The following is a 15,094-nucleotide window of genomic DNA, read 5'->3' as shown; positions in this document are numbered from 1 at the left end:
TCATCATGGACGAAAGTCCTTTTCCTGGTTGCCGGCGCCTACGCGTCGCCGGGAACCGTCGCGGCCGTCCCGTTGAGTTCGCTGCCGAGCAGCACCGCGCGCAGGGGCTCGGGAACCACCGCGAGAACGTGGTCGAGATGTCCGGGGGAGAACACATCGGACAGTGCGATCGTCACGGCGCCGATCAACGCCACCGCCTCGTCGGCGGATACACCCGCCTCACGGGCGAACGCGTCGACGAAAGAGGCGACATCGTGGTGCACGGGAACATGGGCGGGCACCCAGCCCTCGTAGAAGATGCCGCGCAGCAATTCGGGCAATTGGGCGCTGAAATGCGCGGCCACGGGGACTTCGAGGCGGTCGCGCACGGTATGCAGCCAGGCGCGCAGCGCGCGCAGGGCGAAGGTCCGGTCCTCGGTGGCCAGCCGGTCGGCGACGGTTCGCAACCAGGTGTGGGCGGTGTTCAGGGCCGGAGCGAACGGATCATCGTGGTAGGTCATTCTTTTCGACTTTCGGCGAGGGGGCCGGCGGTCCGGGTGGCTCCGGTGCGCCGACCAGACGGATACCGGTCACGATGGTGGGTTCGATTTCGACGACCGTATCCATGGCCGCCGCTGTCCACGGTCGCAGCAGTCGCTCGTATCGCGCGACCCGGCGCGGATCGGCGACCGGCCGCGCCAGACCGGTCACCACGACCGACCAGCCGGTGTGGGTGCCGGGGTCGATGTCATCGGCCTCGTAGGCGACGACCACTCCGGAATCGGCTCGAATCGCCGAGGTCAGCCGGGACGTGAGCCGGGTGCGCACCACGACGCGTCCGTCGGCTTCGACGACATGGTTGACCGGCCGAATGGCAGGTAGTGCGTCGCGGGTGAAAACCACTCGGCCGTAAGCGATTCCGGCCAGCAGCCGCATCGCCTCCGCCCGGCCGAGGGCGACCGTGGAGTTGGGTGCGCCGTCGTCGGTGCGGTCGGGCGGTATCACGATGCGGTACCTCTCGGGAGCTGAGCATCCGGTCTGTCCATGCCACCACCGTGCGGGCGGTGCCGCTAGGGGCGAAGGTCCACCGCTGCGAGGCCTTCGCCGGATTCATCGTCGTGAGGTGATGAATCCGTAGTGACCGTCGTAGCGGTGATAAAACACGCAGCCGCGATCGAGTTCGCTATCGCGGTAGAAGAGGAACGGTGAACCGCTCAATTGGAGCCGGGTCAGGGCGTCCGTGCGGTCGAGAACCGGGGCCGGGGCCTCGGCGACGGTGAGCGGCAGATTCGCCGCATCGGCGGTCGTGGCGCGTTCGTCGAGCCGAGTCAATCGGTAGTGACCGCCCGTGGTGCGCGCGAGCACGCTTTCGGTATCGGCGCCGGACTCTGTGAACAACCAGAAGTCGTAGTCCATCAGCGCCATATCGGCCGCGGCCTCCGCGGCGGTGCGGTCGAGTAGATGAAAACACTTGGTGCGCACGACTTTCCGCTGTGTGACCGGAAGCAGATAGAGCAGTGTGGCGGCCGGCGGATCACACCGCTGCTGCTGCGCCGCCCCACCGCCGATCGGCATGCGCAGCCGAGCGCGTGTCCGTGTCTGCAGCAGGTCCACGCCTCGCGTGCCGTTGCTCCCGTCACCTGCACCCGCAACGGCCGCGCGGCGACGATATCGGCCTGTGCCACGAACGGATTCGCGAGCGCCGACTCGCGATGGTCGGCCAGGCGGACCCGGATCGACGCCACCGGCGACGGTGCGCAGCGCGCTGCGTCGCCGATGCGTCGCCGCGCGTACTCGCCGAACATGCTGGGGACTCGATCACCGAGCCGGATGTCGACGGTGGGCAGGTCGTACTCAGGGCCCTGATCGTCGGATTCGGCGCGGCGTGCGGTGCCGTGCCGAGCGCCCGGCGCGGTGCTCGCGAAGTTCATGGTCACGCTCCTTCGCGTCGATACCACCGCATCGGCGGCGCTCGGGCCAGGGCCGAAGGTCACCGGACCGCCTCGTGTTCGTCGCGCTCTCAGGTGCCGGCGGCGGGTTCGGTGGTGTCCGCCGGCCCGGAGTACGGACTCTGCACAGCCGCGAACTCCGGCGTGGTGGCGAGGGTGACCACTGCTTCGAACAGCTGCTTTCCCTGCCGCGGATCGGGAATCTTCGTCAACACGGGTCCGGAGAGTCCGCGGCCGTCGATGACGGCGATCGGGCTTCCGCTGGGTTGCCCGAGGGCCTGCTGGGCGGCCCGATGCGTCTCGGCGACGAACTCGTCCAGCCCAGCGTCGTCGGCGGCCGCGGCGAGCGCCGGATCCAGATCCAGGCGAGTGAGTACGGCCGCTATCGTCTCGTCGGTGATCGGTTCCTTGCGGGTATGCGCCACGGTTCCGAACTCCTGATACAGCCGGTCGAACCCGTCGTCTCCGTATCGGCGGGTAACGGCGGCGAAGACCCGCCCGAGGCGCCGCGATCGTTCGATCATCGCCCGATGGTCGTCGTCGATGTCCTGTCCTTCGTTGAGTACGGCCAGGCTCATCTGCCGCAGCGTGACGTGAGCGTCGGCACTGGTCTGCAGCCAGCGCGCGGTGACCCAGCTGAACGGGCAGACCGGGTCCACATACAGCGCGATATCCGTCATGTCGTCTCCTTTCGTCTTCATGGCCGGTGTACCCGGCTGTGGCCGAGCGCACCTTTGCGACCGGAATACCCCCTGGGGTATGTTGGCCGCTAGACGAAATATACCCCCTGGGGTATCGAAAGGAGGCGTGATGACCGAAACGCGGGTCGTGTCACCGCCGGCGGCCACCATGCGCGGCCCCGGCGGAATGCTGAGCAGAGTGGGGGCCGCCATGGCGGGCCACGTCCGGATCGTGTTCGGGGTCTGGCTGCTGGTGCTGGTGGCGCTCGGAGCCGCGGCGCCGAGTGTGTTCAATTCCCTCGCGGGCGCCGGCTGGCAGGCGAACGGGTCGGATTCGGTGCGCGTGCGCGAGCTGGCCCAGCAGCACTTCGGCGGCAATTCGTCGGCCGCGGTGCAGGTCGTGGTGCATTCCGACAGCCGGACCGTCGACAGTCCGGAGGTGCACTCGGTGCTCGGCCGGATGACCGCGATCTTCGCCGGTGATCCGCGATTCGGCGAGGTGGTGGCGCCCCAGCCGGGGATGTCGATCAGCCCCGACGGGCACACCGGAATCCTCATCGCCGGCGCCGCGGCTTCGACCGACGACATGGTGAAGGCGGTCGATGCCCACAAGGATGCGCTGACGGCGTTGTCGGGCAACGGAATCGAGGTCTATCCGACCAGCGCGTCGGCGTTGTGGAGCGACTTCAACAAGGCCAACCACGACGCGATGCTGAAGGCCGAGATGTTTTCCTGGCCGGTGACCCTCGCGATCATGGTGGTCGCGTTCGGATCGCTGGTGGCGGCCGGGCTGCCACTGCTGCTCACCCTGGCCGGCTTGATCGCCTCGGCCGGCGGGCTGGTGCTGCTCAACCACGTGACGCCGATTTCGGTGTGGGCCATGAACTTCGCGATGATGTTCGCCCTGGCGCTGGGAATCGACTACGCCCTGTTCATCGTCGCCCGCTTCCGCGGCGCGCTCGCGGCGAGTTCCGATCCACGCGCGGCGGTGGCCGAGACCATGAGCACGGCGGGTAAGGCCGTGGTGCTGTCCGGGCTGACGGTGCTGGTGAGCCTGTCGGCGGTGCTGATCGTGCCGGCTCCGGCGGTGCGGACGATGGCCGTCGGGATCATGTTCGCGGTGGCGTTCGTGCTGCTGGCGACGCTGACCTTGTTGCCGGCCGCGCTGGGCGCGCTGGGTGGCCGGATCAATGCCGGGTCGCTGCCTCGCATCGGCCGCCGGCAGCACCGCTCACCACGGTTCGCGGCCTGGGGCCGGATCCTGCACGACCGGCCGTGGCCGTTCGCGATCGCCGCCCTGCTCGTCCTGGTCGCACTCGCGATTCCGGTGACCGGATTGAAGGTCGCGATGCCGTCGATCCAGGTCGTGCCCTCGGACGCGCCGGTTCGTCAGGGGTACGAACTGGTGCAGGCGCAGATGGGCGAAGGTGCTCCCGGAATGTTGCAGATCATCGCGCCCGCAACGGAATCCGGCGCGGTGGCGAACGCGGCATCGGCGGTCGACGGCATCGCGATGGTCACCCCGCCGCAACTGGCCCGCGACGGAAGCGGACTGGCGATGATGCAGGCGCTGCCGGACGTCGATCCCTCCGACGCGCGGATGACCACGATTCTGGATCACCTGCGAGACCGGCTGCCCGCCGGAGCGCTGGTCGGCGGTGCGCCCGCGGAGAATCTGGATCTGCAACACGCGCTGAATCACTACTTCCCGATCATCGTGGGAATCATCCTGGTGCTCGGCTTCGCCCTGCTGCTGGTGGCGTTGCAGGCTCCGCTGATCGCGGCGCTGGGCACGGTGGTGAGTCTGCTGTCGACGGCGGCGGCGTTCGGCGTGGCGAAACTGATCTTCCAGGACGGGCACGGCGCGGGGCTGCTCGGTTTCCGCCCGCAGGGATTCCTCGACGGCTGGGGTCCGGTGTTCTTCTTCGCGATGATCTTCGCCATCGCGATGGACTACACGGTATTCCTGCTGGCGACGGCGAAGGAGCACTACGAGCGGTCCGGAGACCCGAGCAGCGCCCTGGTGGACGGATTGGCCCATTCGGGCCGGGTGATCTTCGCCGCCGCGGCGGTCATGGTGGCGGTGTTCTTCACCTTCGCACTCGCCGATCCGCTGCCGCCGAAGGAGATGGGCATCATTCTCGGTGTGGCCGTGCTGCTGGACGCCGCCGCGGTGCGGCTGGTGCTGCTGCCGGTGCTGTTGCGCCTGACCGGTCACCGGGCCTGGGCGTCACCGCGGTGGTTGCGCCGGATCCTGCCGTCGATCAGCTTCGCGCATGACTGACGCCACAACCCCTCCGGCATACCCCCAGGGGTATGCTGGAGAGGTAGGCGACGAGAGGACGGACAGCCATGGTCGGCAACGAGGAAACGATCGCACAGGTACTCAATCGGTTGCGCCGCGCACAGGGGCAGCTGGGTGGTGTGATCGCCATGATCGAGCAGGGACGCGACTGCAAGGACGTCGTCACCCAGCTCGCGGCGGTGTCGCGGGCCCTGGACCGGGCCGGATTCAAGATCGTCGCGACCGGCCTGCGCGAATGCCTCACCGGCGAGAGTGCCGACGGCGCCGAACCGATGAGCGAAGCCGAACTCGAGAAACTGTTTCTCGCCCTTGCCTGAAACGCGAAGGCGCCCAACCAATTTCCGGAAGTGAACGCATGCCGAACCTACCTCGCCACCAGGGCTGGTCCATCGCCCGCGTCGTACCGCTGCTGGCCGGCACCCTCGTGCTGATCAGTGTGGTCGCGGCGGCGGCATGGTCGGGCTGGTGGCTCGTTCTCACCGGGTTCGTAGGCGCGAATCTGCTGCTCTACGGCGTTGCGGGCTGGTGCCCGGCGACCCTGCTGCTCCGGCGGCTGGGCCTGCCGGCCACCGTCGGCTGCGCCGTGTCACGAACCTGACCCCACCATCGACAGAAAGCGGGCGACCATGAATCTGGCGATTTCCACCACGCTGCACACCGACCGGTTCGACGATGCCGTCGAGCGGACGCGGGCCGCACTCGCCGAGCAGGGTTTCGGAGTGCTGACCGAGATCGATATGGCCGCGACCCTGAAGGCCAAACTCGGCGAGGACATGGAGGACTACCTCATCCTCGGCGCGTGCAACCCGCCCCTGGCGCATCGCGCGGTCGGCGTCGACCGCCGCATCGGATTGCTGTTGCCCTGCAACGTGATCGTGCGCCGCGACCCGGCCGATGCGGGATCCGTCATCGTCGAAGCGATGGATCCCGAAGTCATGGTGCAGGTCACCGGTGATCCCGGACTGCAACCGATCGCGACGGAGGCCGCCGCGAAACTCCGCGACGCCATCGATGCGCTGACCGAGGCCTGACGGCGTCGCGCGCGGCCGGCAGGCGTGCGCGCGTGAACTCCGTTATCTTCGAGCTCATGGATTCCGAGGCAACGGCCGGCCTGCGTCGCCGCCTCGGTCTCGGCGACGCGGTGGTGATCGGACTCGGTTCGATGATCGGCGCGGGGATCTTCGCCGCGCTCGGCCCGGCGGCTGCCGCGGCGGGATCCGGTTTACTGATCGGGCTGGCGATCGCGGCCCTCGTCGCCTACTGCAATGCCACCTCCTCGGCCCGGCTGGCCGCCCGTTATCCCGCCTCCGGCGGTACCTACGTCTACGGCCGGGAACGCCTGGGGGAGTTCTGGGGGTATCTGGCCGGCTGGGGCTTCGTCGTCGGTAAGACGGCCTCGTGTGCGGCGATGGCACTCACCGTCGGTGCCTATGCCTGGCCCGGCCACGCGCATGCGGTGGCGGTCGCGGCGGTGGTCGCGCTCACCGCGGTGAACTATCGCGGCGTGCAGAAATCGGCGCTGCTGACCCGGATCGTCGTCGCCCTGGTGCTGGCCGTGCTGGCCGCGGTCGTCGTCGCGGCGTTCGCCGGCTCCGCCGACGTGGACCGGTTGGCGATCGGAGCCGACACATCGGTCCGGGGCATTCTGCAGGCCGCCGGACTGTTGTTCTTCGCGTTCGCCGGCTACGCCCGCATCGCCACCCTCGGTGCGGAGGTCCGCGAACCCGCCCGCAACATTCCGCGGGCGATCCCGCCGGCCCTCGGCATCACTCTGGTCGTGTACGCGGTGGTCGCCGTCGCGGCGCTGACGGTGCTCGGTCCGCACGAACTGGCCTCGGCCGCAGCGCCGCTCGCCGAGACGGTGCGCGCGGCGGGGCGACCCGAGCTCGTGCCCGTGGTGCGTGCCGGGGCGGCCGTCGCCGCGCTCGGATCCCTGCTGGCATTGATCCTCGGGGTCTCGCGCACCACCTTCGCCATGGCCCGGGATGGGCATCTGCCGCATCGGCTGGCCGCGGTGCATCCGCGTTTCGCCGTCCCGCATCGAGCCGAACTGGTGGTCGGCGCGGTCGTGGCGGTCATCGCCGCGACCGCCGATCTCCGTGGTGCGATCGGATTCTCGTCCTTCGCGGTGCTCGGCTACTACGCCATCGCGAACGCCTCCGCGTGGACGCTGACCTCGGAGGAAGGCAGACCGCCGCGCGTGGTTCCGGTGGTCGGCGCCGTGGGCTGCGTGGTGCTGGCCTGCACCCTCCCACTCACGTCCGTGGTGTCGGGTGCGGTCGTGCTGGCGATCGGTGCGGCGATCTACCTCGCGCGCCGGTCTCTCGCACGGTAGCGCCGTGCCCACAGGTCGCGGCAGTTCCCGCGGGCAGCGCTGTGACGAACAGTACGGTGACACCGGGCGCGGTGCTGACGGCAAGCGATCCGCCGGCCCGATCGGTTAGCCGGCTTCGTCGGTGACGCGCAGGATCTCGTGCACCGGCAGCCGCGGCGTCGGGTCCGGGCGCGGTTGATTCTCCGGCGCCCGCCCGACGCGAATCAGTACCTGCGGGAAGGCATTGCGGCCGAGCAACCGCGTGACCACGCTGCGACTGCGCGGGACCTCCGTGAGATGGGTCAGCGGGCAGGTCGCATATCCGGCGAGCGTGCACTCCAGCAGGACGGTGGACAGCACCCGTCCGCAGGCCAGCCATTCGGCGGGGCTGTCGCCGTAGGTCGACAGCACAAGGATCTTCGACCGGTCGGTGCGCACCTCGGTGCGACGTGGTTCGCCGGTGACCGTCGGCAACCTCCGCCCGACGTCGACGCGTCCGCGTTCCTCCTCGCTCACCAGCGCTTCCCGGGGAATGCCGGTCTGGGCCACCACATGTCCTGTCCACCAATGCAATTCGGCGTGATAATCGGCATCGTAGCGGCGCACCGACGCGGTGAGCTCCGAGGCCCGGGCCAGTTCCGCGCGGCTGTCGTCCGGCAGGACGTCGACGATGGTGTCGTCGGGGTCGAACACCGTGCGCACAACGGTCTCGAACGGCTCCCAGCCCTCCGGTTCGTCGAACGGAAGCCGGTCGGTATACCGGCGCGCCATGGCGTCGACGCGTTCGCGGTCACCGTCGGTGATGTACGGCGAAGGCTCGAACCGGACATCGGCCAGGTGGGTGCGGTCGTTGGGGTTCGGGAAGGTCGCCACGATCGTGCGCCACCCGTGGGCGGCCATCGCCGCGCGCAGGTGATCGAGCACAATGCCGCAGCTGATCACGAGTTGTCGCCCGGTGTTGTCGGTGGTCGGCAACATGCGTTCGTGCACGCTGAACAGCCGCAGCCGCGTACCGTCGAACGTCCACCGCCACGGCTGGCTGTTGTGCAGCGACGGCGCACGGCCGGCCATCCGGACCGCTGTCTCGACGACGTCGCGTGAGGGCACTGTGTTCATATGTCGACGGTAGGTTCACGCCGTGCGCCGCGGAGGGGCCGTTGGTCCCGAGGTGCCGCGACCATGGTCCGCGACACCGGCATCACGGCGATCGCCGCTCGTCGGCGTGCAGGCACCGCTCGAGCAGTAACCGGCGCTCGGCGGCGGCCACCGTGCGGCGGGTGTTGCGCACCGCGTCCGGGGTGACCGAAATCGAGGTGATGCCCGCCGCGACGAGATGTTCGGCGAATTCGGGCCGGGTGGACGGGGCCTGCCCGCACAGCGACGAGGTGATGCCCAGTTCGCGTGCGGAGGTGACGATGCGCCGGATGGCGTGCAGGACGGCCGGATCCGATTCGTCGAACAGTTCGGCGCACTCCTCGGAATCGCGGTCCACACCGAGGATCAGCTGAGTGAGATCGTTACTCCCGATCGACACCCCGTCGATCCCGAGCCGCACGTACTCGGGCAGCCAATGCACGACCGACGGCACCTCCGCCATGATCCACCGGTGCATGCCCCGGTCGTGACCCAGCGGCGAGGCATCCACCAATTCCAGGCACGCGGCCAGTTCCCAGCGGGTACGCACGAACGGGATCATCAGATGCAGATTCGGGGTGTATTCGCGTACGCGGGCCAGCGCCGCCAGTTCGAGCCGGAACACATCCGGTTCGTGGACGTAGCGGTAACAGCCGCGATACCCGATCATCGGGTTGCGTTCGTTCGGCTCGAAGCCCTCGCCGCCGGTGAGCGTGCGAAATTCGTTGCTGCGCAGATCCGTTGCGCGGTAGACGACCGGGCGCGGGGCGAAGGCCACGGCGATACGGCGCAGGGATTCGGCCAGCGTGCCGACGAATTCGTTCTCCTCGCCCGCGGCGATCACCGCGCGGGGATGGCGGCCGCCCAAAGCGCGCGTCAAGAGGGTTTCGGCGCGCAGCAGTCCGACGCCGTCGACGTCGGAATCGGCGACGCGCTCGGCGATTTCGGGCAGGGCGAGGTTGACATAGATTTTCGTTCCCGTGGTCTCGGTGACCGGCGCCGCCGGCATGGTGGTGGTCGCGGCAGGCGCGGAGACGGTTGCCGCCTCGGCAGCCCGCTCTTCCGGGCTGTCCTCACGAATCCGGCCGGCCTTCGCGTCCACGACGATGCGCTGGCCGTCGTGCAGGGATGTGGTGGCGGTCCGCGCGCCGACGATGCAGGGAATACCCAGTTCGCGGGCCACGATCGCGGCGTGACAGGTCATGCCGCCGCTGTCTGTGACCAGCGCCGCTGCCCGCGAAATCGTCGGCAGCCAGTCCGGATTGGTCATCGGCGCGACAAGGATTTCACCGTCGCGCAGCGCCGATCCCTCGGCGGGTGAACGCAGGATGCGCACGACGCCGCGGGCTCGTCCGGGCGCGGCCGGCAGACCCTGCAGCAATACGGCGGCGGGCGTCTCTTCCGGTGCCGCCGAGGCGGTTTCGTCGGGCAGTGTCGTGATCGGCCGCGCCTGCACCAGCCACAGCCGCTGGTCGTCGAACGCCCACTCGACGTCCTGGGGGCGGCCGTAGTGCTGCTGGACCTCGAGCGCGAGGCGCGCGACCGCGGTGGCCTCGTCGGTGGTCAGCACCGGCCGATGCGATTCGTCGTCCGGGAGGTCGACGCGGCGGTCACCGTCCTCGCCGGCGAAGATCGCGAAACTCTGTGCACCCCTGCGGGATTCGGTCAGCGTCGGGCCGTCCGCGGCGAAGACGTAGGTGTCGGGCTCGACCGCGCCGGATACCACCACTTCACCCTGTCCGCGTGCGGCGTCGATGACGACCCGGTCCCGCCGGCCGGTGGTCGGGTCGGCGGTGAACGCCACGCCCGCGCACCGGACCGTGACCATCTGCTGCACGACCACCGCCATCTCCGGTCGCCGGTCCATGCCGCGGCGGGCGCGGTAGGTGAGAACGCGCGGGGTGAACAGGGACGCCCAGCATTGCCGGACCGCGTCGAGAAGCTCGGCGTCACCGCGAATATTGGTGCGCGACAAGTTCATTCCGGCGAAGGAGGAATCGGCGCTGTCCTCGCCGACCGCCGAGGACCGGACTGCGACGCGCACCCGGTCGCCGAGCCGGTGGTACCCGTTGACGATCGCCTCCTCGATCGCCCCGTCGAGCCGGGTCTCGTGCACCAGGGCGCGCATGCGCGAACACAGTCGGTCGAGCTCGCCGCGGCCCGCGTCGTCGGTGGCGACGGCGCTGCGCAGTGCTTCGGCATGCAGCGAGTCGAGCTCGGACCCGTGCGGCCCGTCGGCGACGGCGGTCTCGTAGGTCGATCGCAGGATCACGAATCCCGGCGGCACCGGGAGTTTCGCGGCGACCATCTCACCGAGATTGGCCCCCTTGCCGCCCACCTGGCCGTCATCGCTGAGCCGAATATCGTTCAGACTTGCCACATAGTCGCCCATCACGGCTCCGATCTGCTGAAAGTGTCTCGATGCCCAGACTCGCGCGTCGCACCCGCCGCGACCATGGCCGAAGGTCCTCGATCCGGTGAGCGGAACGCCCACCTCCGCCATCAGAGACCCACGGGGTAGTGATCGGTCGGCTGCCGCGCCTGACGCGGGACAGGGGCTGCTGCCGTCATGGCTGTGTTCTTCGGTGGGCAGGGATCGGCCATTGCGTGTCCGCAGCGGTGCCCTGATGGGCGGGGCGCCCGACTGGCAGGCCGAGAGCCGAGCGATCGCAGGCGGTGACCAGATCGGTGGCGGTGATCATGCCGGTGAGCCGACCCGACGGGTCGACCACCGCGACCGCATCGAGTTTGGGCCGCAGGACGACTCGGGTGGCGACGTCGGCGAGCGGATCGTCGCGCCCGACGATCGCGGCCGCGCGCAAGGGCCGGGCGACCGAACGCAGCAGGGTCGTCTCGCGCGCCGGGACGGCGGTCGCGGTGAGATCCGCCCACGCGACCACGCCGACCGGGTGGCCGAGGGCGTCGACGACGGGGAACACACGATGGCCGGTCTGCGGTGCGCTCGAGTTCAGCAACTGGGTGATCGTCCACTCGGCCGGCAGCGCCATCGGATTCGCGGTCATGATGTCGCGAACCCTGGTGTCTCCCAGGCGATGTCGAAGGCCCGCTGCCGCGAGTTCGCTGTTGGCGGCGGTCTGCAGGAACCACCCCAGCAGCATCAGCCACAGCCCGCCGAACTGCCGGAACACGACGATGTCGACGGCGCCGACTACGACGAGCGCGGTGCCGAGCAACCGGCCGCCGCGCGCGGCGACAGTGGTAGCGCGCAGCCTGTCGCCGGTCCGCCACCAGACGATGGCCCGCACCACCCGGCCGCCGTCGAGCGGCGCGCCGGGCAGCAGATTGAACAATCCCAGAACGATATTCGTGGCCGCCAGCCAGCCGAGCGCCGCGGTGACGGCGCTGTCGGGTCGTCCGCTGTCCACGGCCACCGCGACGGCGGCGAACAGTCCGCCCAGCACCAGACTCGTGGCCGGACCGACGATCGCGATCCGGAAATCGCTGCGCGCGTCCGGCGGTTCGTCGCCGAGTTCGGACGCCCCGCCCAGCAGCCACAGCACGATGCGCTCGACCCGCACCCCGTGGCGCCGGGCGACGATCGAATGGGCCAGTTCGTGCGCGGTCAGGGAGGCGAACAGGGTCACCGCGGCGAGCGCCGCAACCGTCCAGGTGAAGGCCGGGCTGCCGCTGTCGCGCAGCTGCACGCCGAGCAGCCAGACGAACAGCGCCACGGTGACCAGCACCGACCAGTGCGCGCCGATGCGGATACCCGCCGCCCGGCCCAAAGGGATTGTCTCGTGCAACATCCGGCCACCTCGCTCCCGGTGTCATCACACCGGCTCACGCAACATTTCGGTCGTCGCGCACCCACCCGGGCCACACGCCGAGGCGCGTCGATGCGTCGAACCGGCGATCGGCGCGCTTACCGCCAGTCTGTGCCGGTGCCGGGCCCTGGGGGGAGGGGCGAGATTCCCGGCCTCCCGGGACCAATGTCCCTCGAGAACGCCGAGCGCATCCGGGCCGGCGCCGAAGGTCCGGCGTGGGGACCGACGGCCGGTCGGTGAGGTCTTTCGCCCCTGCCACCGGCCGCTCGCGTCGATCAGGCTGGATCGGGGACGCGGACGTGGACCCGTGCCCTGAGGAGATGATCGAGATGGATATGCAATCGCCGATGATGCCAGCGATGCACGCCGTGATGATGTGGCTGGCCCAGATGGGGATCTGCCCGATGCCGATGCCGATGTGATCCCGGTCGGGGCCGAGACGTACGCAGATCCGTCGATGGAGTGAGGAATTACGGCGATGATGATGTGGTATGGCACCGGCTTGGGCGGTTGGGGTTACGGGTTGATGTTCGCGGGCATGGTGATCTTCTGGGTGCTGGTGGTCGTGGCGATCGTGGCCCTGCTCCGCTACGCCGGCCGGCCCGATACCGCCGCCCTCGACCGGGACGGACGGGGTCCGTCCCCGCAACAGATCCTCGCCGAGCGCTTCGCCCGTGGTGAGATAGACGACGAGGAATACACCCGTCGAATGCGGACGCTCGGTCCCTAGCCGGCCCCCGGCGCCGGACGGCGACCCGGCTGCCGTGGATTGCAGGAGGCCGCCGTGGCGCGCGAATTACCGTTCGGATCGCTGTACCGGCACGGGTTCGTGCGCGTCGGCGTCGCCGTGCCGGCGTTACGGGTGGCCGATCCCGAGTACAACGCCGAGCAGACACTGCTGCTCGCACGGCGGGCCGCCGAAGATTCCGTGGTGCTCACGCTGTTTCCGGAACTCGGTCTCTCCGGCTACTCCGCCGAGGACCTGTTCCACCAGGAGGCGCTCGACGACGCGGTGCGGGGGGCCGTGGACCGCGTGGTCGCCGAGAGCGTGGATATCGACAGCGTGCTGATCGTCGGGGCTCCGCTGCGGGTGCGGGAGCGACTGTTCAACTGCGCGTTGATCATCGACCGCGGCCGCGTCCTGGGGGTCGTGCCGAAGAGTTACCTGCCGAATTTCCAGGAGTTCTACGAGAAACGCCAGTTCGCCGCCGCTCGTGACGCCGTCGACGACCACATCACCGTTGCCGGGCAGCGGGTGCCCTTCGGCGCCGACCTGCTGTTCGAGGCCGTGAATCTGCCCGGGTTGGTGGTGGCGGTGGAGATCTGCCAGGACGCGTGGGTTCCGTTGCCGCCCAATGTCTTCGCCGCACTGGCGGGCGCCACCGTGCTGACGAATCTCTCGGCGAGCAATATCGTCGTCGGCAAGGCGGATTACCGCAGGCAACTGTGCGTGTCGACCTCGGCGCGCAATATCGCGGCCTATCTGTACACCGCGGCCGGGCAGGGCGAGTCCACCACGGATATGGCGTGGGACGGGCAGGCCCTGATCTGCGAGAACGGCAACCTGCTGGCCGAAAGCGAGCGCTTCGCCGCCGAACCGCAACTGGTCACCGCCGATATCGATCTGCAACGGCTGGCCGCGGATCGGCTGCGGCTCAACAGTTTCACCGACAACGCCCACGACTACCACGAGCGGGTCACCCGATTCCGGCGGCTCGAATTCGAGGCGCCGATCCCGGCCGGCGCACCACCACTGCGGCGCGAGGTTCCGCGCTTTCCCTACGTCCCGGCCGACCCCGGCAGCCGCAACCTGCGCTGTGCCGAGGTCCATCACATCCAGGTCGCCGGGCTCGCCACGCGACTGGCCGCGACCGGATCCCAGCACCTCGTGATCGGCGTGTCCGGCGGTCTCGATTCCACTCTCGCGCTCATCGTCGCGGCGCAGACCATGGATCGGCTGGGTCTGCCGCGGTCGCAGGTGCTCGCCTACACCATGCCCGGCTTCGCCACGAGCACGCGGACGGTGGAGAACGCGCGCCGGCTGATGCGCGCCGTCGGAGCAACCACCGGTGAGATCGACATCCGGCCGTCGGCGACGCAGATGCTGCGCGATCTGGGACATCCGGCGGCCGACGGGGCGCCCGTCTACGACATCACCTACGAGAACGTGCAGGCCGGGGAGCGCACCTCGCATCTGTTCCGCCTCGCGAACATGCATCACGGCATGGTCGTCGGTACGGGGGACCTGAGCGAATTGGCGCTGGGCTGGTGCACTTTCGGAGTCGGCGACCATATGGCGCACTACAGCGTGAACGCCTCGGTGCCCAAGACCCTGATCAAATATCTGATCGCCTGGACCGCCGACCGTGGTGAGCTCGGCCCGGAGGCGAGCGCTGTGCTGCACTCGGTGCTCGAGACCGAGATCTCCCCGGAACTGGTTCCCGGCGCGGCGTTGCAGAGTTCCGAGGCCACCGTGGGCCCGTACGAGTTGCAGGACTTCCACCTCTACCATCTGCTGCGGTTCGGATTCCGGCCCAGCCGCATCGCCTACCTCGCCGAACACGCCTGGAGTGACCGCACCCGCGGGGGCTGGCCCGACCTGATCCCCGAGGACCAGCGCCACGAATACGACCTCGCCACGATCAAGCACTGGCTGGCCGAATTCCTGCGTCGCTTCGTGCAGACCAGCCAGTTCAAACGATCGACCCTGCCGAACGCGCCCAAGGTCGGGTCCGGCGGATCGCTGTCGCCGCGCGGGGACTGGCGGGCGCCGAGCGACGCTCCCGCCGCGGCGTGGCTGGACGAACTCGCGCGCAACGTTCCCGGCTGAGCGCCCGACGCCCCAGTGGCGGCGCCGAGACGGATACACGGGCATCCCGGACACGGGTGAGCCCGATTTCGTCGTACACGATCCGGCGTCGCAGCCGGCGTCCACCGGACAGTGCCGA

General features: G+C 69.4%; 14 protein-coding genes. 7 read left to right on the top strand and 7 right to left on the bottom strand.

Going from position 1 to position 15,094, the window contains the following annotated elements:
• Positions 1-38: 38 nt before the first annotated feature.
• The 4 genes from NMI01S_RS29650 to NMI01S_RS29635 form a co-directional block, all read right to left on the bottom strand.
• Positions 39-500, bottom strand: coding sequence for a DUF2267 domain-containing protein (locus NMI01S_RS29650; RefSeq protein WP_063002002.1), 462 nt, complete (start codon positions 498-500; stop codon positions 39-41).
• Positions 484-984 carry a pyridoxamine 5'-phosphate oxidase family protein gene (locus NMI01S_RS29645; protein ID WP_439956315.1) on the bottom strand — a complete coding sequence of 167 codons (501 nt, stop codon included), beginning with the start codon at positions 982-984 and terminating at the stop codon, positions 484-486. The genes NMI01S_RS29650 and NMI01S_RS29645 overlap by 17 nt, the downstream gene beginning before the upstream one ends.
• A gap of 105 nt (positions 985-1,089) precedes the next feature.
• The gene (locus NMI01S_RS29640) at positions 1,090-1,593 is read right to left on the bottom strand and encodes a sigma 54 modulation/S30EA ribosomal C-terminal domain-containing protein (protein ID WP_063002001.1); all 504 of its coding nucleotides are present in this window, start codon (positions 1,591-1,593) and stop codon (positions 1,090-1,092) included.
• Positions 1,594-1,999: 406 nt separating this feature from the next.
• Positions 2,000-2,608 carry a mycothiol-dependent nitroreductase Rv2466c family protein gene (locus tag NMI01S_RS29635; protein ID WP_063002115.1) on the bottom strand — a complete coding sequence of 203 codons (609 nt, stop codon included), beginning with the start codon at positions 2,606-2,608 and terminating at the stop codon, positions 2,000-2,002.
• A 130-nt stretch (positions 2,609-2,738) separates the two neighbouring features.
• Here NMI01S_RS29635 and NMI01S_RS29630 point away from each other — a divergent pair, with 130 nt between their 5' ends.
• The 5 genes from NMI01S_RS29630 to NMI01S_RS29610 all read left to right on the top strand — a co-directional run bounded on the left by NMI01S_RS29630 (position 2,739) and on the right by NMI01S_RS29610 (position 7,248).
• Positions 2,739-4,892 carry an MMPL family transporter gene (locus NMI01S_RS29630; RefSeq protein ID WP_063002000.1) on the top strand — a complete coding sequence of 718 codons (2,154 nt, stop codon included), beginning with the start codon at positions 2,739-2,741 and terminating at the stop codon, positions 4,890-4,892.
• A 68-nt stretch (positions 4,893-4,960) separates the two neighbouring features.
• Positions 4,961-5,230, top strand: coding sequence for a metal-sensitive transcriptional regulator (locus NMI01S_RS29625; RefSeq protein ID WP_030516394.1), 270 nt, complete (start codon positions 4,961-4,963; stop codon positions 5,228-5,230).
• A gap of 38 nt (positions 5,231-5,268) precedes the next feature.
• The gene (locus NMI01S_RS29620; RefSeq protein WP_063001999.1) at positions 5,269-5,511 is read left to right on the top strand and encodes a YgaP family membrane protein; all 243 of its coding nucleotides are present in this window, start codon (positions 5,269-5,271) and stop codon (positions 5,509-5,511) included.
• A gap of 28 nt (positions 5,512-5,539) precedes the next feature.
• Entirely contained in the window at positions 5,540-5,944 is a 405-nt protein-coding gene (locus tag NMI01S_RS29615; RefSeq protein ID WP_063001998.1) for a DUF302 domain-containing protein, read from the top strand.
• A gap of 56 nt (positions 5,945-6,000) precedes the next feature.
• On the top strand, positions 6,001-7,248 hold the full coding sequence (locus tag NMI01S_RS29610; protein ID WP_063001997.1) for an APC family permease: 1,248 nt from the start codon (positions 6,001-6,003) through the stop codon (positions 7,246-7,248).
• A gap of 105 nt (positions 7,249-7,353) precedes the next feature.
• Here NMI01S_RS29610 and NMI01S_RS29605 read toward each other — a convergent pair whose 3' ends face one another.
• The 3 genes from NMI01S_RS29605 to NMI01S_RS29595 all read right to left on the bottom strand — a co-directional run bounded on the left by NMI01S_RS29605 (position 7,354) and on the right by NMI01S_RS29595 (position 12,128).
• Complete coding sequence (locus NMI01S_RS29605; protein ID WP_063001996.1) at positions 7,354-8,343, bottom strand: Acg family FMN-binding oxidoreductase; 990 nt, start codon at positions 8,341-8,343, stop codon at positions 7,354-7,356.
• Positions 8,344-8,425: 82 nt separating this feature from the next.
• Positions 8,426-10,753, bottom strand: coding sequence for a phosphoenolpyruvate synthase (gene ppsA / locus NMI01S_RS29600; RefSeq protein ID WP_063001995.1), 2,328 nt, complete (start codon positions 10,751-10,753; stop codon positions 8,426-8,428).
• Between the two features lie 175 nt (positions 10,754-10,928).
• Positions 10,929-12,128, bottom strand: coding sequence for a site-2 protease family protein (locus NMI01S_RS29595; RefSeq protein ID WP_084513379.1), 1,200 nt, complete (start codon positions 12,126-12,128; stop codon positions 10,929-10,931).
• A 496-nt stretch (positions 12,129-12,624) separates the two neighbouring features.
• Here NMI01S_RS29595 and NMI01S_RS29590 point away from each other — a divergent pair, with 496 nt between their 5' ends.
• Both NMI01S_RS29590 and NMI01S_RS29585 read left to right on the top strand, forming a co-directional pair.
• Positions 12,625-12,876, top strand: coding sequence for an SHOCT domain-containing protein (locus tag NMI01S_RS29590; protein ID WP_030516404.1), 252 nt, complete (start codon positions 12,625-12,627; stop codon positions 12,874-12,876).
• A gap of 54 nt (positions 12,877-12,930) precedes the next feature.
• Entirely contained in the window at positions 12,931-14,976 is a 2,046-nt protein-coding gene (locus tag NMI01S_RS29585) for an NAD(+) synthase (RefSeq protein ID WP_063002113.1), read from the top strand.
• Positions 14,977-15,094 lie beyond the last annotated feature (118 nt).

This window comes from Nocardia mikamii NBRC 108933, assembly GCF_001613505.1.
In the GTDB taxonomy this organism is placed as follows: domain Bacteria; phylum Actinomycetota; class Actinomycetes; order Mycobacteriales; family Mycobacteriaceae; genus Nocardia; species Nocardia mikamii.
The sequence above is the reverse complement of the archived record's forward strand: the minus strand, read 5'-3'. Positions and strand labels throughout refer to the sequence as shown.